Origin of the sequence: Methanorbis rubei, from assembly GCF_032714495.1 — an archaeon.
Taxonomy (GTDB): domain Archaea; phylum Halobacteriota; class Methanomicrobia; order Methanomicrobiales; family Methanocorpusculaceae; genus Methanocorpusculum; species Methanocorpusculum rubei.
The window spans coordinates 88,333-114,446 of sequence record NZ_JAWDKB010000005.1 but is presented as its reverse complement, the minus strand read 5'-3'; the positions used below and the strand labels follow the sequence as shown (position 1 = coordinate 114,446).

The window sequence follows — 26,114 nt, the reverse complement described above, 5'->3', positions numbered from 1 at the left end:
GTTACTCATCTCCATTATTAATTCCGTCGACCTGCACCACGTCTAATGCGACAACCTTGGCGGGGACGGCGAGGATTTCAGCGAGACTCGGGGTTGTTCGACCTCCGTCTCCTGATACGAGTTCCTTGATATAGAGTCCTCCTTCTCCAACAACCTCAATGCGGTAGAGGGAATCTTCTATTCCGAGACACTCGATATCAACAACTGACCTCTCTCGCACAAGATCTGCTCTGCGGTGAGCTACGCGTTCGGGCGTGCGCTGATGAATCAAAGCTCCTTTCAGCTTTGATACCGCATTCTGAACCTTATCAAGAGAGATACTGTCGTCTATATCGACTAGAATCCTGTATGTTTTATGCCCTTTGTGTGATTTAAGCATTTCCACCATTTTTTTGTCAGACCAGCTTTCGAGTTTTACCTGAACGCGTGGGCCGGCGGATGCATTGATTGCGGATTCCAACTCCTGCAGATTTACTTTGCGATTCAGCGGATTTTGCATCTCCATGACAAACGGTCTGCCGGTTCCAATCATGACCGCATCAATGTCTTCGCGCCCTGATCCATGCAATACGCCTTTTTCTGCGGAGAACAGTTGTATCGGGACTTCTGCGATGAGTTCTTCGACAGAGGTCGGGTACTGTTTTCCGGTGAAATTGCATTTTTCACATCCTCTTCCGCGGCATGCGCGGCAGTCCCAGTGTGTCTGGGGAATTCCCCGTTCGAGTTTGAGGTATCTGCCGTAAAAGTAGACTGATGCGATCTGAAGTTCCACGCAGTCGTCTGCGATGTTGAGCACTGCGGTTACTTCGGGATTTTTCGGGTCTCCTTTCTTTCCGGTGAGAGCGGATACTGCTTTTCCGACCTCGCGGTTCATCTCAGACTTCAGCGGTTCTGGTTTTTCAAGAGAGAGGTCAGACCAGATCATCTCTTCAGACTCGGTCATCATGGGGGGAACGCGTGTTCCGATCACAAAGGTTTCGTAGTCGATGTCTTTGAGGGCCACCGCAACTTTTTCCGCCCAGTAGGGAATCTGATCAAAGAGATCATTGCAGATCCAGCAGGTTCCTTTTTCGTAGGGGACGAACGGAATGTTGTAGGCAAGTGCGTGCGCGATGCGCAGCGCGTTGCCGCGCTGTTCGTTGGTGAGACCGAACGATCGTTTTGCAAATAATCTTCCCAGACAGTGATCACAGATGTCTCCGTACTCAAGGATGTTGTGAACGGTTTCCAAAATTTCCGTCACTGTTTCTGCCTCCGGTCGAACTCATTCAGGATGACGGTGATGGTATGGTCTGCATGCAGCACGCGGGGACCTACCGAGTAGCGCGGAAGGTCTGCAAGAAGTGCCTCTTCTTCTTCGGTGAAGTTCATGTGATCACTCAGAATATAATTCTCCGGCAGTGTTTCTGCATCCCTGATGTCTTCGCCGTTTTCATCAAGCACGGCAAACGAAAAATCTGCCAGAAGTTCTGCGAGTCCGCTGCTGCGGATTGCAATGCCGTCGGCAGCTTTTTTGAACTCAGGCTCTGCTGCGGTGGTGAGTCCTTTTTTGATGAGTGCTCCGGCGCTTCTCTCGTCAGGGTTCAGGGACCGGATGGTGTCTCCTGAGAAGCTGAGTGTTTTTGGAATGTCTCCTCCTTTGAGAATAAGATAACATTCGGTATCGCGGCGGAGATCATGGCTGAGGAAGAAGGATGCGTTGACGCAGCGGCAGAGGACGTCCATTCTTCCTGCGGCTCCCGGCATATCATTTAAGGAAAAGTCGGGAGTTGTTACGGCCTTGTGGCCGACAATTGCAAACCGGGGCATGTGAGATCATCTATTGGTAGTTGATTAGCATAAGGAGTTCGCCTGTCTTGGATTTGTATCTTTAATCCTGGTAGCCCACGGAAAAACAGAACACACGGAAATTTCACAGAAAAACATCACGGAGCAGACGAGAACATCACGGAACTCTCATTCGAAAAATATTTTTTTTATCTTTTAGAAAATAATTTTTGAAACTTTTTTTTGCAAAAATATTTTACGAACAGAATCACCAAAAAAATTTCACAGAAAAAACACCACGGAACTTTCATTCAAAAAAATATTTTCGCACTCTTACAAAATTAATCTTTAAAATTTTTTTTGAAAAGTTCCGTGATGTTCACGTCTGCTCCGTGATGTTTTTCCGTGTCTGCTCAGTGTGTTCCTGCGAAGCAGTAAGCAGGCCGAAGGCATGCGTTCCGCTTTTCCGTGGGCTGCTCACGACCGAAGCCCGGTCCATCCCCTCCACTTTGTTCTTTCCGTAAACAATCTATGTAATGAAAACTCATATCCTCGTATTTGAGGAAAATCATGCTATCCAAACGTACACTTCTCATACTGCTGATCGGCATTGTCGCCGTCAGCCTCATCGCAGCTCCTGCGGCTGCCCGCCCTGTAACTTCGGGCACCACCATCTTCGTCTACGAAGACGGCCTTGACTTCACCGGTGATCTTTTCACTATTACACAGCTCCAGTACACCCAGAACAACAATGTCTTAAACACCATTCCGGTACAGGATCCGGCAAACTTCAATCTCCTTGCAGCCTCGGTTGGCACCTACACAGGATCATGGAATGCAGTTGATGCAAGCGGAACTCAGCTTGGCATCGTCATGATCTATTATCCTGAAATTTCCATCGACATCGTCCTTGCAAAAGATGGGTACTCCTCTGTTCAGGAGTACGGATTTGTCGACACCGAGTACTACAAAGTCAAAATCAACGCCCCGCAGGTAGGACCGAGTGGTGTCGGGGCGACTGCCAACGTTGTCTTCAAAGGAATTGACGGCGCAGAGACCACCTATGCCTCAGGCAACAGCTTCGCCGACATTCCAATAGACAGCGCTCAGGTCCTGACCACGCAGTCGTTCCGGCCCGAAGATCTCCGCCAGACCACCACCATCTATGCTGAGTGGAACACCCCTGCATCCTTCCACAACTATGCATCAAAATCCAACTCCATCACCATGAACTATGATGATGTCGGAAACTCAGGAACCCACATCACCTTCAACCCCACCGTGACAAAAACCATAGCTCCGGTAACCACCAGAGAAACTCATATCCCCACCACTGTTCGGACAACTGTTCCGACAACTGAACCAACACTCATCCCCACCACGGAAACCCCGACCCCTGCCCCAACCCAGTCGTCCATTCCATTCGCACTTGCCCCGCTCGCAATCCTTGCTGGAGTACTTCTCCTCCGGAAATAATCTCTTTTTTCCTGTGCGCGGTAATCTGTCCACAGATTGTATCGGCGCATGCGGAATTATCATTTGTCTCGGTCTTAAACGCACGAAGTATTACTCAGTGCCGACTTCCGTCACACTTGGCCAAATCTTTCGCGAAAAATCAGGAGTTATATTTACCAATTTCTAAACTCCTGCCGCCATACACCAAACGAAGCAATTCCCCTGAATATCTCTCATCAAAGAGAATACTTATATCCCGACACAAAGAAACATTTCAATGTCCCGAGAGGGGGACGTGTGAACATTTTCGGAAAGCTTAGGCAATCCATCAGAAACTGTTTGCGCAATGTGCCAAAACGACCGTCACTGACAGTATCAGCAACTTCTATTAGCGACTCTCAGAATTTTCAGTGAAAGTAACGGAAAACCAATGCACCAAATGCAGCAATGCATCTGATGCAAAGCCAATGAACAACATTATTCAGAGGAAACATTATGGCAAAATACAAGGATGTCATTGATCTCTATGATGACAACGGCAAGCTCCTGAAGAGCAACGTTGCACTCGAGAAGATCAGCCCGCTGGTCAACCCGGCAGTAAAGAAGATCATCGACGACACCAAGAGAACCGTCGCAGTCAACCTCGGCGGTATGCAGGATGCACTCAAGACCGGAAAGATCGGCAAACACCAGCAGATCCTCGGCCGTGAGCTCAACCTTGACATCGTCGGCAACGTCGATGCAATCGAAGCAAAGATTAAGGAGTACGTCTCTGTCACCGCAGGCGACGACACCGAAGTCAAGCGCTTCAACGGCGGAAAACTTCTCTTAGTCAAAGTTCCGTCCTCCCGTATTGCAGCAGCCGCAACCTACGACGCAGCACTTACCTCCGTCGCAGCAGCAACCACCTATGCAGTTGTCGAGCAGTTCAACGTTGACATGTTCAACGCAAACACCGTCAAAGCAGCAGCATTCGGTTCCTACCCGGTTACCATGGATATGGCAGGTGGAGCATGTTCTATGATCATGTCCATCCCGCAGAACAACGAGTCCCTCGGTTACGCACTCCGTAACATTCCGGCAAACCAGTCTGTTATGATGACCCACCGCAATGCAATGCAGGGTGCAGCACTCGCAGCAACCTTCGAGCAGGCAGGTCAGTTTGAGATGGGTAACGCAATCGGCCCATTCGAGCGTGCACAGCTTCTTCTCTTCGCCTACCAGGGTCTCAATGCAAACAACATCGTCTACGACCTTGTCAAGAAAAACGGCCAGACCGGAACTGTTGGTACCGTCGTCCAGTCTCTTGTCGAGCGTGCAATTGAAGACAAAGTCATCACCCAGGGTGCTGGCAGTGCAACCTTCAAAGCATACGAGACCAAAGACCCGATGCTGTGGAATGCATACGCATCCGCAGGAACTCTTGCAGCAACCATGGTCAACTGTGGTGCAGGACGTTTCGCACAGGCAGTCTCTTCGACTCTGCTCTACTTCAACGACCTTCTTGAGCACGAAACCGGACTTCCGGGATCTGACTTCGGAAGAACCATGGGTGTTGCAGTCGGTTTCTCCTTCTTCAGCCACTCTATCTATGGTGGAGGCGGACCGGGTATCTTCAACGGCAACCACGTCGTGACCCGTCACGCCGCAGGTGTCGGTATGCCCTGTATCGTTGCAGCTTGTGCACTTGATGCAGGAACTCAGATGTTCTCCCCAGAAGGAACCTCCAAAGTATATGGTGACACCTTCGGTCAGATCGACGAGTTCGCAAACCCGATCCAGGCAATTGCAAAGGCAGTATAAGCCTGGCAATCTTACTACCACCAGAGAGGTGGATGACAGAATGACAGAAGCAACATATCCCCAACTGAGAATCGTACCAACCCGATTCCTGAACCCGGAAACTACCGAGAAACTTCTTGGTGAACTCTGTGGAATAGACGGTATTCGAAGACTTGTACTGAACGGTCCGAACCTTCCCGCACTCATTCCTTATGGTCCTGCACGTGGCATGCCGAACGAAACAAGCTACAGGCGCTCCATACTGGTCTGCGGAGAAGAGTTCGTCCTCCACATACATGTTGGAACAATCCTCGTCGAACTGGAGTCAAAGGAGGTAATTTCCCAGGTGAAATTGGTATGCGATGAAGTGTTTGCCGACAAATTCCCGTACGGAATTTCCGAAGGTACCTATATGCGTTCCAATATGACGACTACTGATTATGCCAAATATGGTATTATCGAGGACGAGCGCATTCTTGGAATGTCCGATCCAAAGAGCAAGCAACGCCCGATCATCCTTCAGGGGAATAGATAACCTATGCCTCTTGGACGTGTTACACAATTAGTCGACTGCAGACAGAGTATGGGTATGGGCAAGGGAGGCTCTCTTGCTCAGAGGGGAACCATCTCTGAATGTAAAAATCCTGATGTCATTATCGTGGGAATGTCTCCCGGCAGGAGGCACATAACAAAACCCGTCTGCGATATCACGTCAGCACTGCGGCAGCAGGGGATCGAATACAGCGTAAGTACCTTGGTGCTGAACGCGGGCAGCGGAGTCCCACCAGACGCAGAAATCGGCGGTGTAGCGCTTGGTTCCAATTTTGGTATATTAGAGCGTGAAATTGAACAAATCGAACGCCACAAAGTGGCAGTTCTTCACCACGGCAACATCCGTTCGCACGTGGTCCACAAATCCCGGAAGATCTTACAGGAATGCAACGTCAACGCCGTTGTTGTCTGTCAGGCACCGGTTGATTATGAGGACCTCGCAAAGGAAGGCGTCAAAACCGCATACGTCATGCCTAAGCCTGAGAAGATCAGAACGAAAGGAACAGTTATGGGGATTGTGACCGGCATTACCCGGGGTCAGACTCCGAGTCGTGTCGCAATGTCTGATGTCATTCATGAAGTACTACGAATTATCAAATCAAACAACTAGGTGAACAAACTATGGCATACAAACCACAGTATGGACCGGGAACGTCCAAAGTTGCAGAAAACCGCCGCAACCAGATGAACCCGACCGTGAAGCTCGAAAAGATTCGCAGCGTCACTGATGAGGACCTTGTCCTTATTATGGGACACCGTGCACCAGGACAGGCATACCCGTCCGCACACCCACCACTCGCAGAGCAGGGAGAACCTGACTGCCCGATCAGAAAGATCGTGAAGCCGACCGAGGGAGCCAAAGCTGGTGACCGCGTCCGCTACATCCAGTTCGCAGACTCGATGCTGAATGCACCGTGTCAGCCGTACCAGAGAACGTACCTTGAGATGTACCGCTACCGTGGTATTGACCCGGGAACACTCTCTGGCCGTCAGATTGTTGAGTGCCGTGAGCGTGACCTTGAAGGATACGCACGCGAGCTCGTTGAGACCAACCTCTTCGACCCAGCAACCTGTGGTATCCGCGGTGCAACTGTTCACGGTCACTCCCTGCGTCTCGCAGAGAACGGCATGATGTTCGATATGCTCCAGCGCTGTATCCTCGACGCAGACGGTATCGTCAAATACGTTAAGGATCAGGTTGGTGTCCCACTTGACCGCAAAGTTGCCGTCGGCAAGCCGATGGACGCAAAGTGGCTCAAGGACAACACTACTATGTTCAACTCTCTCGTCGGCACTGCATTCCGCAGTGACGCAGAGTACGTCAAATACGTCCAGCGCATCCACGCACTTCGTACCAAGTACGGATTCATGCCCAAGGAGGCCTAAACTATGGCAAAAGTAGAGAAGACTCAGAAACTTTTCCTTGATGCACTCAAGCAGAAGTTCCCCAAGCAGGACGTCGAGTCCACCACCACTGAATTCTATAAGTTCAACGGTGTTCGTCAGTCCGCACGTAAGCTGGAGTTCATGAAAGAGAACGAGGCCATCGTCGCAAAACGTGGAATCTCCATGTACGACCCCGAACGCTGCCACCTTGGTGGTATCCCGATGGGTCAGCGTCAGCTCATGACCTACGAAGTCTCCGGAACCGGAACCTTCGTTGAGGGTGATGACCTGCACTTCGTTAACAATGCAGCAATGCAGCAGTTCTGGGATGATATCCGCAGAACCGTTATCGTGTCCATGGATATGGCACACGCAACCCTGCAGAAGCGTCTTGGCAAGGAAGTTACTCCGGAAACTATCTCCGAGTACCTCCACATCGTCAACCACGCAATGCCAGGAGGAGCAGTCGTTCAGGAACACATGGTTGAGACCCACCCGGCTTTAACCGATGACTGTTACGTCCGTGTCTTCACTGGTGACCAGGAACTCGCAGACTCTATCGAGTCCCAGTTCGTTATTGATGTCGAGAAACTCTTCCCGAAGAAACAGGCAGAGGCACTTCAGGCAGCAGTAGGCAAATCCCTGTGGCAGTGTGTCCACATGCCGACCATTGTTGGCCGTACCTGCGATGGCGGAACCACCTCCCGCTGGTCTGCAATGCAGATTGGTATGTCCTTCATTGCAGCATACCGCATGTGCGCTGGTGAAGCAGCAGTCGCAGACCTGTCCTTCGCAGCAAAGCACGCTGGTGTCATCAACATGGCATCCCACCTGCCGGCACGCCGTGCACGTGGACCGAACGAGCCAGGAGGAATTCTCTTCGGCAACTTCGCCGATATGATCCAGGCAGACCGCCTGAACCCGAATGACCCCGCAAAGTCAACCCTTGAGGTTGTCGGTGCAGGTGCAGTCCTCTTCGATCAGATCTGGCTCGGCTCGTATATGTCTGGTGGTGTCGGTTTCACTCAGTATGCAACAGCAGCATACACCGATAACATCCTCGACGACTTCGTCTACCACGGTATGGACTACATCCACGACAAGTACAAGATCGACTGGAAGAACCCGAACCCGTCAGACAAAGTCAAAGCAACTCAGGAAGTTGTCAACGACATCGGTACTGAAGTCAACCTTTACGGTATGGAACAGTACGAACAGTTCCCGACCATGCTTGAAGACCACTTCGGTGGATCCCAGCGTGCATCCGTTCTTGCAGCAGCATGTGGTACAACCACCTCTATTGCAACCGGTAACTCTAACGCTGGTCTCAACGCCTGGTACCTGTCCATGCTTATGCACAAGGATGGATGGTCCAGACTTGGATTCTTCGGCTACGACCTTCAGGACCAGTGCGGTTCCGCAAACTCTCTCTCCATGAGACCCGACGAGGGTTGTATTGGTGAGTTCCGTGGACCGAACTACCCGAACTATGCAATGAACGTCGGTCACCAGGGCGAGTATGCAGCAATTGCAGCAGCAGCTCACCTCGGCCGCGGCGATGCATGGGCACTGTCCCCGCTTATCAAGATCTGTTTCGCAGATCCGGCACTTACGTTCGACTTTGCAAACCCGAGAAAAGAGTTCGCAAAGGGAGCTATCCGCGAGTTCATGCCAGCAGGCGAGCGCTCGCTTATCATCCCGGCACAGTAATTCTGTTCCATGGGTGGTTAAACCCAATTTTTTTCTTTTTCGCTTTCAAAATTTTTGAAAAATTTTCTTTTGCTGATTTTTTTTTCAGATTGAATTCATGTATTTCAGATAGGGTGGCGAAGGCTGTACAGGTATCAGTGCAGCTGATTGGGGTGCTCTCTCCCTTCTCATCCGCGCAGAGAACATTCCCTCCTTTCGAAAAAAATCCCTGACCTATATCAATACATATCCTGTTTTTTCTCCTGACCTCTGCCGCATGCTTTCTTTTCTCTGACGACAAAGGTATTATGCCGGTGCATTTGCGCCAATAAAATTGAGATGAAGTAATGCTTACTTGTGTTATGAATATTTATTGTTTATAATGCAAATTACATTGGCAATTCCGGCAAAAAAACAGGAATAATCTTTGATCAAAGAACGCCTCTTCGACGATTTTCGTATACATTAATATACCTCATGGGGCAAACAAGTTACTGTCCACACTTTGTACTCCATTCTTTAGAGTGGTAACGTTAATCGAACATTCACGCTTATCTCACGTGTGGGTAAAATCGTGAATTGTCCATGAGTCAAAATACGACTCCTGTGACGTCTGCACGGATCTATTTCGTGCGGCTACTTGAGACGCATCCTTCGTTTCAGTTCCACACTGAAACACAACGTTCGTTTCCGAACTGTCGGAAACGTCAGCCTGATGCCTGTGGGGTGTCAGGTTTTGCACGAAAAAAGTTCGTGCACGCTAAACTCAAGGGAGAATCTTACATGCAAGAAATTATCATCGGCATTGGAGTAACTGCCCTTGCGGGAGCTCTCGCAGCGGTTGCAGGTGCAGCCGAGGATACTGAGTCTAACATCGGTTCACAGGGTGACCCGAACTCTCAGGTCCAGCTTGCACCTCAGATGGGTTATACTCACCGTATATACAACAAAGCAATATCCGGTGAACCCCCAGCATACACGCTGTGGGTAACCCTTGCTTGCGGTGTTGCATGGGCATTCATTATGATGAATGTTAATGCAGTACTGGCAATCATCTTCGGCGCAGTTCTCGCAACCTTCGTGCAGGGTATCTATGCTACCACTGCATACCTTGGAAGAACCGCAAGTCTTTCCAAGTTCGGACAGCCGGTCTTTATTGATGTCTTAAAATCAGTAACGACTGTAACCATGGGTCACGCATTCGTTGCAATCTTCACTACGGTAACCGCTTGTTACCTGATGTCAACAGTGCTTCACCACCCGTTCGCACTTCCGCTTCTCGGCGTGGTATGGGGTCTCGCTCTTGGTGCAGCAGGTTCTGCAACCGGAAACCCGTACTATGGTAAGGAGCGTCAGTACCAGAACCAGAAGTTCGGTGCTGGTGTGCCAATCTCTGCATCCGGTAACATCGTTCGTTACGCAGAAGCCGGTCAGAGAAGCTCTATCGACAACGGTTTCTTCACCGCAAAACTCGGCGGACCAGCATCTGGTCTCTGCTTTGGTTTAATTGTGTTCTTTGAACTGTGGCGTACCGTTCTCTTTGAGCCTATCGCAAACGGATGGGGAGCAGTAGTTGCAGGTGTTGTTATCATCCTCATCTTCATGATCATCGATCGCTATGTTGAGGTATGGGCACGCAAGAACTACGGACCCTACACCGCGGCAGCTACGGAGGCCTAAATTATGAGCGCAATCGCAGCAAAACCGGCAGGCAATGCAGGAGCATTCCAGCCTGTCGCATCCGTAATCGCAATTATCCTTGCAATCGTCTTCATTGGCGTCGCCTACCTCCTTGGTAACATGGGAATTTTCTCCGGCGGTGCAATGGTACCGATGATGACCCTGGTTGGTATCATCGTTGGTGCAGCACTGATTGCATTTGGTGTCCACTTCGTTCCAGTCGGCGGTGCGCCGGCAGCAATGGGACAGTCTCCGGGTATCGCAACCGGTGTCGCAATGCTTGCGACCGGTGCAGGTCTCGCAGGACTGTTCGGAGGAGCATGGGCAGCAAGTTTAGGCTTTGGAGTCGCTCTCGCCGGTGGTGCAATCGGCGGCGGTTTAATGATGGCAGTCACCTGTTTAATGGTGAACATCTCCTATGTCTACGGCATGGGTATCCCCGCAGCATCCGGTAAGGTCGCAAAAGACCCGATCACCGGTGACTCTCAGGCTGAGTATAAATCCCAGGGAACCGAAGGTCACGGACTTCCGTTTATCTCTTACGTTGGCGGTGTCATTGGCGGTCTCTTCGGCGGTCTTGGCGGAACACTCATCTACGTTCAGCTTCTGAACTTCTACAACGCAAGTTTCGCAGCTGTCGGAATCGTCGGCGAAGACGCCCCGGTTCTCGCAGTAGGCCTTGCAGGCATCTTTGCAATCGGTATGTTCCTTGTTATCGCAGTACTTTCTGCATACAACATTACCGGAACCATTGAAGGCCCGCACGACCCGAAGTTCAAACGTTTCCCCCGTGCAATCGTCGCAGCAATCTGTGCAAGCGGTATCTGCGGACTCGTTGCAATGCTGGTGGTGGCAGTACTCTGAGGTGTAAAAAATGTCAGTAAAAGTTGAAGCATCACACGATGGCATTCCACACAACAAGGTTATGGCAATGGGCCTGATCCTTGCACTGGTCTCCCTTTACATCGCAGTCGCCGGAGCTTATGCAGGATATGATTACCTTGCATTCTTTGGCGGAATCGCAGCTGTTGGCGCCCTGATCTGGGGTAACAGCACCATCAAGAAACTCTGCAGCTATGGTATCGGTACCGGAGTTCCGTCCGCGGGTATGCTCGCATTCGGTTCTGGTGTTCTTGCAATGCTGTTTGCAGCAAAACTTGCTGTAATCAACGTGTTCCTCGTACCAATCGCAGGATTAATCATCGCTCTGATCGTCGGTCTCGTCCTTGGATGGATCTCTAACTCTGTCCTGAACATGAAGATCCCGGTCATGACCCGCAGTATCGCAGAACTTGCAGCAGTCGGCTGTGTCGCCCTTATGGGTCTCACCGTTGTTGCAACCGGCCACGTTGCCTTCTCTGAGATCACGGCGTTCAACCTTGATATCTTCGGTATCACGGTGAGCTTCTACGATGTGTCCTACATTGGTGCAGGTCTCATTGCAGTCTCATTCATGCTTGGTGCAATCGCACTGCAGCACCCCTTCAATGCCTGTCTTGGTCCAGGCGAGAAGCAGGACAGAACCAACATGCTCGCTATTGAGTGTGGATTCCTTTCCATGATTGTTATGGCAGTCATTTCCTTTGCATTCGTTTCTCTCGTTGCAGCCTGGATCTCTCTCGTCATTGCACTTATCGGATGGTTTGTGTCCTACAAGAAATACTTCGCCTTATCCAAGCGTGATGCAGCAGCATGGCTCGACGCAAAGCCGTTCAGCGATGCGGAGGAATAAGCTTTAGGAGGAATCAAAATGGGATATATATTAGTATTACCTGAATTTGGCCTCGTAGCTGACCCTATCGCAGGCATTGTCACGACCGCAGGTATCTCTTACCAGCCGGTTATTGACCAGGTTGCTGAACTTGAAAAGATTGCAGATGATCTGGTTGGAATGCTCTCCGGAGAAGGAAGCTTCCTCAACAGCTACCCCGGACGTGAGAAGACTCTCCTGTACGCAGGAACCGTCACTTCACTCTGGTATGGTCTCGCTGTTGGACTGTTCATCGCCGGTCTCGTCGCAATCGCGTTACTTGTTGGGATGTGAGATACATGGCAGATAAGAAATCACCAGCAAGCGGATGGCCAATTGTCCAGGGTGACTACCACACCGGTGACGCAAACAGCCCAGTGGCTGTTATCACTATGGGTTCCCACCTTGACGAGTCGGCAATCTGCGCTGCAGGAGCTGCCCTCGCAGGATCCTGTAAGACCGAAAATCTCGGTATTGAAAAGATTGTCGCCAACATCATCTCAAATCCGAACATTCGTTTCGTTCTCCTCTGCGGTACTGAAGTGAAAGGTCACCTCAGTGGTCAGAGTATCGAAGCAATGCACAAGAACGGTGTTGAGGGCGGTAAGATTGTCGGTTCCGGCGGAGCAATTCCGTTCCTTGAGAACCTGACGGCAGAACACATCAAGCGGTTCCAGGAACAGGTTGAGATCGTTAACATTATGGAGAGCGAAGACGTTGGTCAGATCTCTGCAAAGATTAACGAGCTCAAAGCAAAAGATCCGGGAGCATTCGGTGCTGACCCGATCGTCATCCAGATCTCTGATGATGACGGCGGATCCGCCGGAGGCGCAGAAGCCGGCGAGGAAGAACCTCTGACCGGTGAGATGGCACTCATCACTGCCCGCATGAAATTTATCCAGATGATGGTTACCGACATCGGTTACCGCACCAGATTCTCTTCCGGTCTCTACGGAGGTAAAATTGAGGGTCTGATGATTGGTCTTATCGTGTCCTTCGTCATCCTCGGTGCTCTCTTCTATGGAGTGATGTAAAAATGGCAGGTTCAATTATCAGAATGGCTGCCATCGATAAGATGGTAGATGACATCAGATACAAGGGACAGATTCTTGCCCGTACCCACAAAGTCGAGTCCGCAATTATGGACTCCGGTCTTGTCGGATTCGGTGCAGGTCTTGTTCTTGCCCTTGTTATGATCCTTGTCCCGGTACTGGTGCTGATGCCCTGAGGTGAAGAAGAATGGCAGATAAGAAATCACCAGCAAGCGGATGGCCAATTGTCCAGGGTGACTACCACACCGGTGACGCAAACAGCCCAGTGGCTGTTATCACCATGGGTTCCCACCTCGACGAGACGGCAATCTGTGCTGCAGGAGCTGCCCTCGCAGGATCCTGTAAGACCGAAAACCTCGGTATTGAAAAGATTGTCGCCAACATCATCTCAAACCCGAACATTCGTTTCGTTCTCCTCTGCGGTACTGAAGTGAAAGGTCACCTCAGTGGTCAGAGTATCGATGCGATGCACAAAAACGGTGTTGAGGGCGGTAAGATTGTCGGTTCCGGCGGAGCAATTCCGTTCCTTGAGAACCTGACGGCAGAACACATTAAGCGGTTCCAGGAGCAGGTTGAGATCGTTAACATTATGGAGAGCGAAGACGTTGGTCAGATCTCTGCAAAGATTAACGAGCTCAAAACAAGGGATCCCGGAGCATTCGGTGCTGACCCGATCGTCATTCAGATCTCTGATGATGCAGGGGGAAGCGGTGCAGGCTCTACGGTTGCCAGTGCAAACCCGCAGTTCCTTGAGATTGAAAAGCGTCTTGACGCGATCGAGAAGAAGGTCGAGTTCACTGATGCTGAAATCGCAATGCGTGTCGGAAGAAAAATCGGCCGTGACATCGGTATCCTCTACGGTCTCGTAGCAGGATGTATCGCCTTTATGGTGATTATGATGTTCCTCCCGAGGATAATGTAAATTGAGGTGCCAATATGTTCAAGTTCGAAAAGGAACAGCAGGTCTTTGACTTTAACGGAACTAAAATTGGTGGACAGCCCGGAGAGTACCCGCGTGTTCTCGGCGCTTCCATCTTCTACAACAAACACGAGTGTGTTCTTGATGACCACACTGGTAAGATCGACAAGGCGAAAGCAGAAGCACTCTGGAACCGCTGTCAGGAACTGACGGACGAGACTGGAAACCACTTCTTCCTTCAGATCATTGCCGAGCACGGAGAGGCTTTCGAGTCTTACTTCCAGTGGTTCGACAGCATCGACAACAAGACGGCATTCCTGATGGACTCTTCTGCACCGGCAGCACTTGCCCATGCAACGAAGTACGTTACGGAAGTCGGCCTTGCAGACCGTGCAATCTACAACTCCATCAATGGATCCATTGCACCGGAGAACATTCAGGCACTTGCAGAGTCCGACGTTGACTCCGCAATTGTTCTTGCGTTCAACCCGGGAGATGGTTCTGTTGCCGGTCGTGAGAAGGTTCTCTCCGAGGGTGGCGTTGCAGGTCAGTCCAAGGGTATGATTCAGATTGCAGAAGAGTGCGGTATTAAACGCCCGATTCTCGACACTGCAGCAACTCCGCTCGGTCTCGGCTCTGCCGGTTCCTTCCGTGAGATTCTTGCATGCAAGGCAATCCACGGTCTGCCGACCGGTGGTGCATACCACAACATGACGGTGTCCTGGACCTGGCTGAAACGCTGGAGAAAGAACATTCACGAGCAGTACAAGGGTAAGGATGTCCTTGCAGAGCAGATGTTCCACCACCACTATGGTGGTATCGAGGGTATCCGCCAGATTGCATGGTCTTCCCCTGACATTGGCTGTAACATTATGGCAATGACCCTTGGTGCAGACCTTATCATGTTCGGCCCGATTGAGAACATGGAAGGTATCGCAACCGCGGCAGCCTTCTCTGACATCGTTCTGTCCGAGGCCTTAAAGGAACTCGGCGGCGAAGTCGCAGACCACAACGGCCCGCTGTTCAAGCTGGTTTAAATTCGGATTGGAATATATCCGATGCCGCAGAGAAATCTGCGGCGCTATTTTTTTTAGATCGATTTTGTTTACTCTGTCCTGTTTCGTTTTTCCGTGGGTGGAGCAGAACAAGCAGAACCTAGGGGGTATCTCAAACATAATTCTGAAGCATCAGTTCTATCAGAAGGCATACATAGTGTTAACACACAAAATTCTACATAATCATGCGAGTCAGCGAGGGAAATCTGACCCAACAGTATTACACGGATTATCTGACGATTCTTGCCGAAGAGATACTATCTCATCCAGCTACCGACGACGTTCGTCTCGGAGTCCACGAAAATATTGTGTTTCGAAATCTGTTTTTACACCGGATGAGTGTTGACGGCGGATTCCATGCAAGAGTGCTTGCTGCTATTCTTCAGCAGCCTGATGACAGCCGTGTCCTGCTGGATCTTCTCCATGCCGCAGAAAATATCACCGACGATGTTTTACCGGTGGAAGAGTGGCTGAAATCAGAGTATGCATCCGCAGTCGAACATGCAGAACCCTCCCGAAAACTTGCCCTGACTGCCTTGATCAGATCTTACATCTCAGGAACAAATCAGGCAGCAGAGATCATTGCGTCATTCGGTGACGCCCACCCGCAGAGCTGGTGGCAGTTCAAAACCCGTGCCATCACCACGTCTGAAGTCCGCAACTCAGATATGTACTTCGGTGTCGGCCGCCGCCCGTTCTGGCATGAGTTCCCTCTCGACCGGTACGCGGCTGTTCGTGCCGGTGTTCCTTCCCTTCCTCCGCAGGACATCTATGACTGTGTCGTCTGCATTGCCGGAGCATGGTTCTCGTCCCTGACCCGCGAAGAGATGATCACCTGGCTCAATATGCCCCAGCCTTCTCTTACCGAGTGGGACGCTCTCTGCTCTCCCCTGCTGGACTGCGAGACGCCGGATGCGGCTCTCTCCACCGCGAACTGGCTGTATGCCTCGGGAAACAACGAACCTGCTCTTGATCTCTACGCAAATATCACCCTTGCATTCCCTGCAACTCCTGCCGAGACCGCAGCGTTTGAACTGATCGGCACCATCCTTCGCCGCTCCGGAGACTTCGACAACGCGTTTGAAGCATACAAAAATGCCTTCATGGCCTCCCGCGGCGGCTCCTCATACCAGACCGCGATCGGTCTGAAAAATCTCTGCGAAGTTGGCGAGGATTTAGGCGAAGACATGAGCGAGTACTATGCCCGCATTGCAGGCATCGCCGCAATGCTTCCGGTCACCGACAAACTGCGGCTGTATCTGGAACTTGCCGCATCCAGCCGCAGACGCCATGCCTATGAGGATGAGTATCATCACCTTGAACTCATCATCAGTGAAGAGAATGGTGATTCGGAGCTCGTTGACACTGCAATGTCGCGCCTGTCAGAGATGAACTCGCACCTGACCGCAGACGGTCGCCCTGACGCAGCCTCTCTCAAAACATTCGATGATTCGGTTGAGTCTGCGGTTGCCGCAACCCGCGGCAGTGCAGCCTACTTCGGTTTTGATCCATCCTGTGCCCTTGACTGGTACAGCCGTTCTTCCGCGCCCGAAATTATGCAGCTTCAGTTCAAAGCAGCAATGGCCGCAGGCGTTGACGCGGCAGCGTATGCAGAGACCTTTGCAGAAAAAGCAGTTCTCCTTGCAGCTGCCGACGCACCGTCAGCTTTGATCGTCCGCGAACTGAACGCTGCGGTCACTCACGCCTGGCAGAACAATGCTGATATTGCCCCTGTCCTTGAGATGATCCTCCCCTACCTCGACGCTGTAAAACGGTCTGTTGTTCTGACCGACGTCACCAACAGATCCACCCGCGATGACGAGCGTGCCACCGTTTGCTCTGCTGCGTCGCGTGCACTGCTTACCGCAGGGTTTGCAGACGAAGCACGTTCCATGCTCAGGACGGCTCTTCGTGCAAATCCGGGTCGCGAAACACGGTCCCGCCTCTTTGCCGAGCTTGGATGGCTCGAGTATGAGTCAGGTCTCTACTCTGACGCGGTCGATGCCTGCGAGTCTGCACTGAAGATCAATGATCAGTTCCCTGCCGTATGGGGATGCATGGCCCGTGCCCTTACCTGCATGGAAAAGTATGATGATGCCCTTCTGGCCGCAAAACGTGCGGTCGTGCAGAACCCTGCAAACGAATCCTACCAGTACCTGCGCTCCGCTTTGCAGATCGTCTCTTCAGCGCCGGTAGACCCGGTAATCGACCGGCTGTTTGTCCTGCCGGAACCCGGATACCTTGAGGCTGCGGCTGCTGAGTACATGATCAAAAAAACATCTTCATGCCCGCCTGAGGTGTGGAATGTTGCAACACTTGAGGAGGTTGCTTCCTTACGGGTTTAGTGTGATATGAAACAGGTAGTTGCCCTTCTCCTGATAGCCCTCACGCTGGTGGTTGCATTTGCTGTTCTTACCGGAGGCGGGGGAGACGAGGTTCAACCGCCAACGCCGGTGATTGATCCGCCCCAGCACCGCGAAACCATCGGTGTGCTTCTGCCGACCGACTCTGTTGTCGGAACACAGGTGCGAAACGGTATTGATACCGCATACCTCTTGCAGGATGCGGCAACCCGTCCGTCGCTCGTGTACCTCAACAGCACAGAGGATGTTCCTTCTGATATGGTAGCAGTCATTACTGCGACCGACTCTGTCAGCGAAGAATGGGACGCGGCACTTGGCTCATCCAACATTGTGCATCTGGCGGTTGCATCCCCCGGCTATGCCACCGTTGCTCCTGACGGAGTTGTCACGTTCAGCACGCCGCCGTACTATGAGGTCGCCTCGCTGAAGTCGCTCCTTCGTCAGCATGATGCAATCGCGGTGCTTGGCCCGGACAACTCGTACACGGCTGCATATATTCAGGCGCTTGAAGACTCTGTCAGCGGACGTGTGGTCTCCGGCACTTACTCATCACCGTCGGGAGAGCTTGCAAGTCTCCGGTCGCTTCTTGATCAGAAGCCTGGTCTTCTGATTGTCACCGGCGGGTCAGATGTTCCGGCGATTGTTGCAAAGGCCCGTGAGCTTGGTCTGACCGGTCCGGTTCTGGTTTCTTCGTGGGTAGGGGAGGATGCAGGCACTATGAATGATTCCCGAATGGAAGGAGTCTACACGGCAAAACGTATCTCTGACATCTCGTCTCATCCGTTTTACAATGTCTACTCTGTCAGATTCGACACGTCTGCGTCGGTGTATGCTGCGGAAGGGTATGATGCGATGATGACGCTGTCGCGTCTGGTGCCTCAGAGCAACGGGAATACGGTCTACATTTCAGGATGGTACATGGACAAGACCTATGAAGGTGCTGCGGGATCCTATGAGTTTGATATCAGCGGATGCGGACGAATTCTGATGCAGATTGCGCAGTTCCGGTCAGGGTCTGTGGTTCTGGTTGATACGTATGCTCCTCCGCCGTCTGAGGTGGTGATCGGTGTCTACGGCAATGTTGAGGTGGTCAGAGGGGCAACCGCGGCCGCTGAGTTCATCAATACGGCGAACCAGATTGCTCTTCCGGGAGCGGCAACGAGTGGTATCTCCGGTATCTATGGTGCGAAGGTCCGTATTCTGCCGCTTGAGTCCGGTTCTCCGGTTCCAAGCGATGTTGTTGCTGTTATGGGGGATCTGAGCGGTGTTGTCACGAACCGTCCTGCGGTTCAGACGGTGTCGGGCAGTGAGTACCGTGCCGGCGACTGGTCGGTCTCTCTTTCCCCGGACGAAGAGGCGGGAATTGCGCAGCTGGTCACGGTTCTTGATGCGAGAAAGTCATATGGACACTCTACGAACATCACGGTGCTGGCGCCCGAAGGGTTTGTTCTGCCGTCCTCTGCTGCGTCCCTGCTGGAGGAGCACGGCTACTCGGTTGAGACCGTTTCCTATTCACTTCCTCTGACCAAGGCCGGGGCTGATGCTCTCTTCTCCGGTCAGACCCGTCCCGGTGAGGTCATCCTGAGTTTTCCTGACGGTGCAGATGATCTGACGCTCCTTTTGGATGCTGCACGCATGTCAAACTCCCTGCCTTCAGTCTGGTATGTGGCGGGCGATACGATACTTGGCGATCCAAAGGTTGTGCAGAGCGTCCTCATTTATGATTATCTCACGGCATCAGACATCTGGTCTTCTGAGCTTGGCAAGTCAAAGCCTGTAATCAGGGATGTTTCTCTGTTCTATTCCAAGGTTCATCCGGGTCAGTCGATGACCGGTGTTTCGGCGAGATCGTTTGAGGCGGTGGTGATGCTTGCGGATGCGATGAGTGTGTCAGGTTCTACTACGCCGGCCGCGGTCGGTTCGGCTCTGAAGAATCTCCGGTACTCAGCTGATCAGAGTATTTTCTCGGGGTCTGGGATATCTTTTGATGAGTTGGGGAATGCTGTTGGCCCTAACACGATGCTGCTCCAGAGTCAGGGAGGGATAACGAGGGTTGTTCTTGGTGCAGGCGATCTTATCTCGGCAGCCGAGCGGCAGATGTAGCCGCTTTTTTTTTGAAACGCGAATATTCGCGAATAAAAAATCGCCAATGGCGATTTTTCTTTGTTCTGTTCTGTAGAGTGGTGCGTGCAACTCGGATTTTTTTACATACATCAGATGCCTGCGCTGACCTTTGCGCTGACTATGCGCTAACCTTAACGCATTCATTTTCATCCAAATCGAAATTCAACGCAGTATATCGAAAGTTCGTATAGTGCGTATAGTGAAAACGAAAATTCTCTCTATATCTGAATAGAAATTAGTAGCCCATAGAAAATCCAGACAAAATACACTCCAACTATACGCACTATACGAAATAACAACCAAACAGAACAGAATCCAAAAATATGCAAAATACAATGATTTCAACTATACGTAAAACCTCACACATGCATGTGATACCACGAAAAGATTTAGTCTATTTTTTTTCTGGAAAAAGTAAGCGGGTCAGTGGCGAATGGGCATGATGAGGAAAGAAAACCGCAAATCCACGCTCACCACTGATCCGCTTACTTTTCCCAAAAAAAGCGGCTAAATCTTTTCGTGGCATCACATTGTGCGGGTGTAACCATTCATTTCCGTGTGCTCCGTTTTTCCGTGGGCGACTCAGACGAACGCTGCTCCAAACACATTCTATATCCGGTTGGAGAGGTAAACTACCAGTATGGCAACCCGATACCTCCGTTTTTTGGTTGGCGGCATGCACTGCAGCGCATGCTCCGCCCACCTTGAATCCACCCTGAAGCTTCTTCCCGGTGTGTCTGAGGTAACGGTAAATCTCTCTGACGGAACAGCAAGCGTCAATATTGATACGAATATCACCACGCCGAAAAAGATCGATGAAGCAGTTCTCGGCGCAGGATTTACCGTAACACCGGTTCCGATATCTTTTATCGTTGCACCTCCGAATACAGAACTGCTGGAGAAAGGCTCCGCCGCTGTCCGTGCACTCCCGGGAGTTCTGGAGGTCTCAACTGAGGACGACATCATCACCATCAGATACCATCCGCTGCTTGCCGACTCCTCCCAGTTCGTGCCGGTTCTGAAGAAAGTCGGCTTCTCCTCGGTGACGGTGAACAGCGGATTTGACGATCTGTTCTATATCCCTGAATCGGAAAAGGATGAGCTGTCGGGAATTCGCAACAGAACAATCCTCGGATTCGCCGGCTCAATCGTTCTGATGGCACTCATGTTCTTCGGACACTCACTGTTCGGCGACAACATGTTTGCAATGGATTTCACCATGCTCGTCATCGCAACCCCGATTCTGATCGTTTGTGCATATCCGATCTTCAAACAGGGGATTACGCAACTCCGCGGCGGCATGCTCGGCATGGAGGTCATGTACATGCTGGGCATTGCGACATCCTACATCGCAGGCCTTGGAGCGGTTGCGGGAGTTTTACCGTCGCCGGACTTTCTGTTGTTCGAGACCGCAGTCATGCTTACCGCGTTCCTTGGTCTTGGCAGATATCTTGAGACACGGGCCCGGGGGAAGACGTCGGACGCCATCATGGCGCTTTTACACCTGCGTCCGCCGGTTGCAACCGTGATTCGCGGCGGGATTGAACAGGAGGTCAGGGTCGGTGAGTTGGTTGCAGGCGACACGGTTATTGTGAAGACCGGCGGTCAGATTCCGTCCGACGGCATTGTTCTTGAAAATCCGGTTACAGTCAACGAATCGGCGATCACCGGCGAGTCGGTGCCGGTGATCAAGATGCCCGGAACCGGTGTCATCGGCGGCACGGTCGTTTCGCAGGGTGTACTGACCATGGAAGTGGAGAAGATCGGCACCGACACGGTTCTTGCCGGCATCATCAGAATGGTCCGTGAGGCGCAGGAGACCAAACCTTCGGTGCAGCGTGTGGCTGATACGGCGGTCCGGTACTTTATTCCGTTCGTTCTTCTGGTTGCGGTCATCGCATTTGTCTACTGGTACTTCTTCGCCGCAGAGACTCTGCTTGTCGCCCTTTCCAGTTTTATTGCGGTTATTGTGGTGGCATGTCCGTGTGCTCTCGGGCTTGCGACGCCGACCGCGGTCACGGTCGGCATCGGGCGTGCGGCAAGTCTTGGTATTCTGATCAGAAACGGCGAGGTGCTGGAACGTTCCGGCAAGCTGAAGGCGGTGGCTGTGGACAAGACCGGCACGCTGACGCTTGGAACGCCGGCGGTCTCGGGCATTGCGGTTGCCGAAGGAGTCTCTGAGGACGACCTTTTGACGACCGCGTCTGCTCTTGGCCGCAGGTCGCTGCATCCTCTTGACGGGGCGATTGTTTCTGCCGCAGATGCCCGTAGTCTTGCTGATCTTCCGGCGGCCCGGGTCGAGACCATTCCGGGACGGGGAATGACGGCACGGGTGAACCGTCAGGAGATTCTGATGGGCTCGGCTGAGTTCATGAGTGAGAAGAGCGTCTCCATGAATGAGAGCGTGGTTACCGCTGCCGAGACATTCCGCTCGACCGGTGCTTCGGTTGTTTTTGTTGCGGTCGCTGGAATTCTCGCTGGTGCGATCGGTGTGTCTGACACGCTCCGGCCTGATGCGAAGTCGGCGGTCGCGGAGTTTGAACGGATGGGTCTTCCGGTGACGATGCTTACGGGCGACAATGCCCGTGCGGCAGAGGTTATGGCAGCTGCTGCCGGTATTTCTCATGTTGAAGCAGGTCTTATGCCTGATGATAAGCGTTCGTTCATTCAGAAGATGCAGGAGAAAGGAAACGCGGTGGTGTTTGTGGGCGACGGCATCAATGATACTCCTGCGATGACGCAGGCAGATGTCGGTATTGCGGTCGGCAGCGGGACGGATGCTGCGGTTGCGTCCGGCGGCATTGTGCTGCTGAGAAATGATCTGATCGGTGCGGTTGCCGCGGTGCAGCTTGCGAAGAAAGTGTTCGGCAGGATCCGGATGAATCTGTTCTGGGCATTTGCCTACAATGCGGTTTTAATCCCGCTCGCAGCAGGTGTTTTGTATCCTTTTACGCAGGTGATGTTCCGGCCCGAGTATGCGGCTGCGGCAATGGTGCTGAGTTCGGTGACGGTGGTGAGCCTGTCGCTTCTCCTGCGGAGATACACGCCGCCGGCGTTGTCTTTTGGTGAGTGATAAGATTTTATGTAAAAACGCGAATAGCGCGAATCGCATGCCTTCGGCCTGCTCACCGCTTCGCGGAATAAAAAATCGCCAATGGCGATTTTTGAAATATTAATAACGTTGCATCATTCTATGGTGATTATCTATTTCAATAGGAGTTACGCGGTGATGAGTTTCATTGTTTTGGATTTTTCTGTAGGTGGTCTCGCTTGGAGTAACCACGTATCGCATGCCTTTGGCCTGCGATACGTGGTTGCCCCTAATAAAACCAAGGACAGAGAATCCCTTTTTCTTATGCTATTTCATTTCGCGTAAGTCCTATTCAAAAAAAGACTTTTTATTTTCTTTGAAAAATCGCCATTGGCGATTTTTTATTCGCGTTTATTCGCGTTTATTCGCGCAATTCGCGCTATTCGCGTTTTTCTACATAAATCCGCAGACATGCCACTCACCGGTACTCAGAGTCCTGCTCAGCAGGACAGAAATTACACAACGCTGTTGGAAAATCCTTCTCCTTATCGCGGATCGGACAGAGCACATGATTGCCCTCGCGTCTGATAACCGCCCCTCCCGGAAACGGCATTCCTACCGGATGGCCGTATCCCCCTTCAATCAGCATCACATACCCGTAAACCAACCGGTAAAACAGTTTCGTCATCGGATGCTCAAGCTGCGGAAACGGATCATGGGGCGACCGGTGTTTGACAAAACACTGAGCCGGTGTTATATCCCAGTAAATGTGCCAAAGCTCCGGATCTTTGATCCGGGTATCCGCAAAACCGCCGATCCGGTACTTTGTCATGAACGCATGATACTGATTCAGCAGATCAGAACTGAACGGCTGGTAGCACCTCCGGTACGGGTTCGGGAGTTTTCCCACCTCTCGCTGAATGCCGCCGCCGATGTACTGCAGATCAAAAATCGTGTAGCTACCAAGGGCCGAGCCTATCTCTCTTGCTGCCTCTGCAGTCCCCTTTGCCACGATAAGGTCCCGGACCGTCTTCTCAATAAAAAATCTGGACTCGCTGTCCGAGAAGGACAGCAGATTCATCTGCGCACGACTGCTGCTGCTGCACCAAGCAGTGCGAGTGCCGGCAAAAGCACACAGACCGGTGCTTTAGTCGGGGCAACAGGAACCGTTGAGCCGGTCGTTGCGCTCGTGACCACTGCGGAGCTTGTTAGTTTGAGGTCGGCAACAACGTTTGCAGTTGCGAGATTTTTCGGTTTCACATCAACCATCGTCGCATAATCCTCGTACCCGTTCTTCTTCACCTGCACATAATGCAGACCAAGTTTCGTGTTGTCCATGGACAAGGATCCGCCGGAGATCGTTCCGTAATAGCTGTTGTCCATGTAGACCTCGGCATCCTCAACACCTGAGCTGACCACCACAATACCAAACTCTTTGGAGTGTTCCGTCTTCTTGCTGACCGGAACCGTCATGCTGACGTCCTGTCCTGCCGGAACATATGCCGAGCCTCTCCACACATCATACGTGTTCCCCGGAATCTCGACGCGGAGATTGATCATCGCGTCACCCGGGACGATCACTGATACCGGAGCGTATCCCGCGAAGTTGCCTGACACCCAGACATCAGCTCCGTTTGGTTCTGAGTTGATGGTGAGTCTTCCTTCATTGCTTTCCATTGCTGCAACCGCTGCCGTCCCAACGGCAGTCAGGATGCAGAGACAGATTACCATCACAAATATCTGTTTTCTCATACTAACACCTCATCTTTGGATCTATTAAACTCATCGTCTCAGTCCCAGGGCCACTGCTGCAAGCCCGAAGGCTGCCAGACCGATGAGGGGGGCAGGTGTTCTGGTTGGTGCGGGAGGTGCAGTCTCTGTTGTCGGAATCGGCGTTGCGGCTGTTGCAAGCGGTGTTAAGTCTGCTTCAACGGTTGTGGTGGCAATATTTTTCGGCAGCACTTCGACAAGATTGGTGTAGGTGGTGTAGCCTGGTTTTTGCACCAGCACCTGATGCAGTCCGAGCCGGATTTCATCTTTGGCGAGCCTTCCGTCGGTGATCACGCCGATATATCCGTTGTCAAGATACACCTCAGCGCCTTCGGCGTTGGAGGTGACGACTAAGTAGCCGGTGGTGCGGATTTTGTCCTCGGTTTTGTAGAGTTTTGCGGTGTAGGTGACGTGTTCGCCTTTGGGCACATAGACCGATCCCCGCCAGATGTCATAGGATCCCCCATGCCGCTGGATCATGACCGAGACGGTTGATCCTCCGGGGACTTCGACTGTCGTCGGCGTATAGCCGACGAATTGGTCTGATATTCTGAGGTCGGCCCCTCCGGGAATCGAGTCAACGGTAAGTTTGCTGACTGTTTCGTCAGCCATTACGGCTGGTACGGCAAGCAGAATCAGGCAAAGTGTCAGACAGATAAGAGGTAGCTTCATGAAGATTAGATCAGGAGCCTATGCTGATAAAGGGATCGCACGTGACAAGAGGAGGATAAAAGTATTAATTACTCATCAGCCCAAACATGTCCCTATTTACCATGGAGATTGCATATGCCATACTGGTTATTGTCGGTCTTGTTGCCTTTGAGACGGTGGCAAGTATCGATAATGCAATCATCAATGCAGATATTCTGGCCACGATGAAGGCCTGGGCCAGGCGTTGGTTCCTGACCTGGGGTATCATCATCGCGGTTTTTGGTATCCGCGGTGTTCTGCCATGGCTTATCATCTGGTTTTCGACGCCCTCGCTTGGCCCGATCGGTGCACTGACCGCGACGTTTTCAGATGATGCGACCGCTGCTGCTGCGATTGAGCAGAGTGCTCCATTCCTGCTTTTGGCCGGAGGAATTTTTATGATATTTTTGTTCCTCCACTGGCTGATGGCGGAGGAGAAAAACTGTATTGTTCCGGGAGAGCGTGCAATGTCCCGCCAGGGACCATGGTTTTATGCGGTTGCTGCGATCATTTTATTCATTCTCTGCTACAGTGCAGCGCAGATCAATGCTCTTCTGGCGGTTGCTGCGGTGGGCGGGTCTGCGATCTTTTTCATTATGCAGGGGTTCCGGCTGTTTGCCGATAAAAAGTCGGCCGAGCTTGAGAGCGGGACCTCGAATAAATCCGATATCAGTAAGTTGATGCTTCTTGAAGTGATTGATGCGACGTTTTCGATCGACGGTGTTATCGGTGCTTTCGCGTTTACGATGTCGGTTCCGTTGATTTTGATCGGTAATGGTATCGGCGCTGTTATCGTGCGTGAGCTTACGGTCCGCAACATCGACAACATCCGCAAATACGCGTATCTGAAAAACGGTGCGATGTACTCGATCTTTACGCTTGGTCTTATCATGTGCAGTGAAGGATTCGGTATTGATATCCCGATCTGGATTGCTCCGATTCTGACGATCGGTATTGTGTCATTCTTCTTCTGGCTGTCTCTTCGGAGAATCAAGAAGGGCGACTTCGGCGTTTGTGTTGTTCCGAGAGAACAGTAGATATCTGAAATA

The 26,114-nt window shown here is 51.8% G+C and carries 24 protein-coding genes; 18 read left to right on the top strand and 6 right to left on the bottom strand.

The window, feature by feature from the left end; translation table 11 throughout:
• Position 1: 1 nt before the first annotated feature.
• Both McpCs1_RS06785 and trmY read right to left on the bottom strand, forming a co-directional pair.
• Positions 2–1,234 (bottom strand): tRNA pseudouridine(54/55) synthase Pus10, encoded by a 1,233-nt coding sequence (locus McpCs1_RS06785; protein ID WP_338096579.1) that lies wholly within the window; start codon positions 1,232–1,234, stop codon positions 2–4.
• Positions 1,235–1,239: 5 nt separating this feature from the next.
• Positions 1,240–1,809, bottom strand: coding sequence for a tRNA (pseudouridine(54)-N(1))-methyltransferase TrmY (trmY, locus tag McpCs1_RS06780; RefSeq protein ID WP_338096503.1), 570 nt, complete (start codon positions 1,807–1,809; stop codon positions 1,240–1,242).
• A 528-nt stretch (positions 1,810–2,337) separates the two neighbouring features.
• Between trmY and McpCs1_RS06775 the strand changes: the two genes are divergently transcribed.
• The 6 genes from McpCs1_RS06775 (at position 2,338) to mcrA (ending at position 8,652) form a co-directional block, all read left to right on the top strand.
• Positions 2,338–3,243 carry a hypothetical protein gene (locus McpCs1_RS06775; protein ID WP_338096501.1) on the top strand — a complete coding sequence of 302 codons (906 nt, stop codon included), beginning with the start codon at positions 2,338–2,340 and terminating at the stop codon, positions 3,241–3,243.
• A 474-nt stretch (positions 3,244–3,717) separates the two neighbouring features.
• Positions 3,718–5,025: a coenzyme-B sulfoethylthiotransferase subunit beta gene (mcrB, locus tag McpCs1_RS06770; RefSeq protein ID WP_338096500.1), complete on the top strand. Its 1,308-nt coding sequence runs from the start codon at positions 3,718–3,720 to the stop codon at positions 5,023–5,025.
• Positions 5,026–5,065: 40 nt separating this feature from the next.
• A complete protein-coding gene (gene mcrD / locus McpCs1_RS06765) occupies positions 5,066–5,539 on the top strand; it encodes a methyl-coenzyme M reductase operon protein D (protein ID WP_338096499.1) in 474 nt (157 codons plus the stop codon).
• A 3-nt stretch (positions 5,540–5,542) separates the two neighbouring features.
• Positions 5,543–6,166 carry a methyl-coenzyme M reductase I operon protein C gene (mcrC, locus tag McpCs1_RS06760; protein ID WP_338096498.1) on the top strand — a complete coding sequence of 208 codons (624 nt, stop codon included), beginning with the start codon at positions 5,543–5,545 and terminating at the stop codon, positions 6,164–6,166.
• Between the two features lie 11 nt (positions 6,167–6,177).
• Positions 6,178–6,942 carry a coenzyme-B sulfoethylthiotransferase subunit gamma gene (gene mcrG / locus McpCs1_RS06755; RefSeq protein WP_338096497.1) on the top strand — a complete coding sequence of 255 codons (765 nt, stop codon included), beginning with the start codon at positions 6,178–6,180 and terminating at the stop codon, positions 6,940–6,942.
• 3 nt (positions 6,943–6,945) lie between these two features.
• Positions 6,946–8,652, top strand: coding sequence for a coenzyme-B sulfoethylthiotransferase subunit alpha (mcrA, locus tag McpCs1_RS06750; protein WP_338096496.1), 1,707 nt, complete (start codon positions 6,946–6,948; stop codon positions 8,650–8,652).
• On the opposite strand, the gene McpCs1_RS06745 is transcribed toward mcrA, so the two are convergent.
• Positions 8,636–8,932, bottom strand: a complete 297-nt coding sequence (locus tag McpCs1_RS06745; protein ID WP_338096495.1) for a hypothetical protein — start codon at positions 8,930–8,932, stop codon at positions 8,636–8,638. The two genes, mcrA and McpCs1_RS06745, sit on opposite strands and share 17 nt — an antisense overlap.
• Positions 8,933–9,414: 482 nt before the next feature.
• Here McpCs1_RS06745 and mtrE point away from each other — a divergent pair, with 482 nt between their 5' ends.
• From mtrE to McpCs1_RS06690, 11 genes are all read left to right on the top strand, one after another.
• A complete protein-coding gene (mtrE, locus tag McpCs1_RS06740) occupies positions 9,415–10,311 on the top strand; it encodes a tetrahydromethanopterin S-methyltransferase subunit E (RefSeq protein ID WP_338096494.1) in 897 nt (298 codons plus the stop codon).
• 3 nt (positions 10,312–10,314) lie between these two features.
• Positions 10,315–11,175: a tetrahydromethanopterin S-methyltransferase subunit D gene (gene mtrD, locus McpCs1_RS06735; protein WP_338096493.1), complete on the top strand. Its 861-nt coding sequence runs from the start codon at positions 10,315–10,317 to the stop codon at positions 11,173–11,175.
• Positions 11,176–11,185: 10 nt separating this feature from the next.
• Positions 11,186–12,043: a tetrahydromethanopterin S-methyltransferase subunit MtrC gene (mtrC, locus tag McpCs1_RS06730; protein ID WP_338096492.1), complete on the top strand. Its 858-nt coding sequence runs from the start codon at positions 11,186–11,188 to the stop codon at positions 12,041–12,043.
• Between the two features lie 18 nt (positions 12,044–12,061).
• Positions 12,062–12,355 (top strand): tetrahydromethanopterin S-methyltransferase subunit MtrB, encoded by a 294-nt coding sequence (mtrB, locus tag McpCs1_RS06725; protein ID WP_338096491.1) that lies wholly within the window; start codon positions 12,062–12,064, stop codon positions 12,353–12,355.
• A 5-nt stretch (positions 12,356–12,360) separates the two neighbouring features.
• A complete protein-coding gene (mtrA, locus tag McpCs1_RS06720) occupies positions 12,361–13,095 on the top strand; it encodes a tetrahydromethanopterin S-methyltransferase subunit A (RefSeq protein ID WP_338096490.1) in 735 nt (244 codons plus the stop codon).
• Between the two features lie 2 nt (positions 13,096–13,097).
• The gene (locus McpCs1_RS06715; protein WP_338094452.1) at positions 13,098–13,289 is read left to right on the top strand and encodes a tetrahydromethanopterin S-methyltransferase subunit F; all 192 of its coding nucleotides are present in this window, start codon (positions 13,098–13,100) and stop codon (positions 13,287–13,289) included.
• An 11-nt stretch (positions 13,290–13,300) separates the two neighbouring features.
• Positions 13,301–14,035 carry a tetrahydromethanopterin S-methyltransferase subunit A gene (gene mtrA, locus McpCs1_RS06710; protein ID WP_338096489.1) on the top strand — a complete coding sequence of 245 codons (735 nt, stop codon included), beginning with the start codon at positions 13,301–13,303 and terminating at the stop codon, positions 14,033–14,035.
• A 14-nt stretch (positions 14,036–14,049) separates the two neighbouring features.
• The gene (gene mtrH / locus McpCs1_RS06705; protein ID WP_338096488.1) at positions 14,050–15,069 is read left to right on the top strand and encodes a tetrahydromethanopterin S-methyltransferase subunit H; all 1,020 of its coding nucleotides are present in this window, start codon (positions 14,050–14,052) and stop codon (positions 15,067–15,069) included.
• Positions 15,070–15,272: 203 nt separating this feature from the next.
• Entirely contained in the window at positions 15,273–17,432 is a 2,160-nt protein-coding gene (locus McpCs1_RS06700; protein WP_338096487.1) for a tetratricopeptide repeat protein, read from the top strand.
• A 6-nt stretch (positions 17,433–17,438) separates the two neighbouring features.
• Positions 17,439–19,553: a type 1 periplasmic-binding domain-containing protein gene (locus McpCs1_RS06695; protein ID WP_338096486.1), complete on the top strand. Its 2,115-nt coding sequence runs from the start codon at positions 17,439–17,441 to the stop codon at positions 19,551–19,553.
• Positions 19,554–20,214: 661 nt separating this feature from the next.
• Entirely contained in the window at positions 20,215–22,647 is a 2,433-nt protein-coding gene (locus tag McpCs1_RS06690) for a heavy metal translocating P-type ATPase (protein WP_338096485.1), read from the top strand.
• 436 nt (positions 22,648–23,083) lie between these two features.
• Here the strand turns inward: McpCs1_RS06690 and McpCs1_RS06685 are convergent, their stop codons facing one another.
• Genes McpCs1_RS06685 through McpCs1_RS06675 form a run of 3 tightly spaced genes read right to left on the bottom strand, consistent with a single transcriptional unit; the run spans position 23,084 to position 25,047 of the window.
• Complete coding sequence (locus McpCs1_RS06685) at positions 23,084–23,686, bottom strand: DUF2115 family protein (protein ID WP_338096484.1); 603 nt, start codon at positions 23,684–23,686, stop codon at positions 23,084–23,086.
• Positions 23,683–24,357, bottom strand: a complete 675-nt coding sequence (locus tag McpCs1_RS06680) for a PEGA domain-containing protein (RefSeq protein ID WP_338096483.1) — start codon at positions 24,355–24,357, stop codon at positions 23,683–23,685. The genes McpCs1_RS06685 and McpCs1_RS06680 overlap by 4 nt, the downstream gene beginning before the upstream one ends.
• Positions 24,358–24,387: 30 nt before the next feature.
• The gene (locus tag McpCs1_RS06675; protein ID WP_338096482.1) at positions 24,388–25,047 is read right to left on the bottom strand and encodes a PEGA domain-containing protein; all 660 of its coding nucleotides are present in this window, start codon (positions 25,045–25,047) and stop codon (positions 24,388–24,390) included.
• A 101-nt stretch (positions 25,048–25,148) separates the two neighbouring features.
• Here McpCs1_RS06675 and McpCs1_RS06670 point away from each other — a divergent pair, with 101 nt between their 5' ends.
• Positions 25,149–26,102, top strand: coding sequence for a DUF475 domain-containing protein (locus tag McpCs1_RS06670; RefSeq protein ID WP_338096481.1), 954 nt, complete (start codon positions 25,149–25,151; stop codon positions 26,100–26,102).
• Positions 26,103–26,114: the final 12 nt, after the last annotated feature.

Excerpts from the sequence above, each read along its gene's own strand:
- McpCs1_RS06700 (WP_338096487.1), top strand. The coding sequence starts at position 15,273 with ATGCGAGTCAGCGAGGGAAATCTGACCCAACAGTATTACACGGATTAT.
- mtrC (WP_338096492.1), top strand. The coding sequence starts at position 11,186 with ATGTCAGTAAAAGTTGAAGCATCACACGATGGCATTCCACACAACAAG.
- trmY (WP_338096503.1), bottom strand. The coding sequence starts at position 1,809 with ATGCCCCGGTTTGCAATTGTCGGCCACAAGGCCGTAACAACTCCCGAC.
- McpCs1_RS06690 (WP_338096485.1), top strand. The coding sequence starts at position 20,215 with ATGGCAACCCGATACCTCCGTTTTTTGGTTGGCGGCATGCACTGCAGC.
- mtrE (WP_338096494.1), top strand. The coding sequence starts at position 9,415 with ATGCAAGAAATTATCATCGGCATTGGAGTAACTGCCCTTGCGGGAGCT.
- McpCs1_RS06715 (WP_338094452.1), top strand. The coding sequence starts at position 13,098 with ATGGCAGGTTCAATTATCAGAATGGCTGCCATCGATAAGATGGTAGAT.
- McpCs1_RS06670 (WP_338096481.1), top strand. The coding sequence starts at position 25,149 with ATGGAGATTGCATATGCCATACTGGTTATTGTCGGTCTTGTTGCCTTT.
- mcrC (WP_338096498.1), top strand. The coding sequence starts at position 5,543 with ATGCCTCTTGGACGTGTTACACAATTAGTCGACTGCAGACAGAGTATG.
- mtrD (WP_338096493.1), top strand. The coding sequence starts at position 10,315 with ATGAGCGCAATCGCAGCAAAACCGGCAGGCAATGCAGGAGCATTCCAG.
- mtrB (WP_338096491.1), top strand. The coding sequence starts at position 12,062 with ATGGGATATATATTAGTATTACCTGAATTTGGCCTCGTAGCTGACCCT.
- mtrA (WP_338096490.1), top strand. The coding sequence starts at position 12,361 with ATGGCAGATAAGAAATCACCAGCAAGCGGATGGCCAATTGTCCAGGGT.
- mcrG (WP_338096497.1), top strand. The coding sequence starts at position 6,178 with ATGGCATACAAACCACAGTATGGACCGGGAACGTCCAAAGTTGCAGAA.
- mcrD (WP_338096499.1), top strand. The coding sequence starts at position 5,066 with ATGACAGAAGCAACATATCCCCAACTGAGAATCGTACCAACCCGATTC.
- McpCs1_RS06675 (WP_338096482.1), bottom strand. The coding sequence starts at position 25,047 with ATGAAGCTACCTCTTATCTGTCTGACACTTTGCCTGATTCTGCTTGCC.
- mcrB (WP_338096500.1), top strand. The coding sequence starts at position 3,718 with ATGGCAAAATACAAGGATGTCATTGATCTCTATGATGACAACGGCAAG.
- McpCs1_RS06695 (WP_338096486.1), top strand. The coding sequence starts at position 17,439 with ATGAAACAGGTAGTTGCCCTTCTCCTGATAGCCCTCACGCTGGTGGTT.
- McpCs1_RS06680 (WP_338096483.1), bottom strand. The coding sequence starts at position 24,357 with ATGAGAAAACAGATATTTGTGATGGTAATCTGTCTCTGCATCCTGACT.
- mtrH (WP_338096488.1), top strand. The coding sequence starts at position 14,050 with ATGTTCAAGTTCGAAAAGGAACAGCAGGTCTTTGACTTTAACGGAACT.
- McpCs1_RS06685 (WP_338096484.1), bottom strand. The coding sequence starts at position 23,686 with ATGAATCTGCTGTCCTTCTCGGACAGCGAGTCCAGATTTTTTATTGAG.
- mcrA (WP_338096496.1), top strand. The coding sequence starts at position 6,946 with ATGGCAAAAGTAGAGAAGACTCAGAAACTTTTCCTTGATGCACTCAAG.
- McpCs1_RS06775 (WP_338096501.1), top strand. The coding sequence starts at position 2,338 with ATGCTATCCAAACGTACACTTCTCATACTGCTGATCGGCATTGTCGCC.
- mtrA (WP_338096489.1), top strand. The coding sequence starts at position 13,301 with ATGGCAGATAAGAAATCACCAGCAAGCGGATGGCCAATTGTCCAGGGT.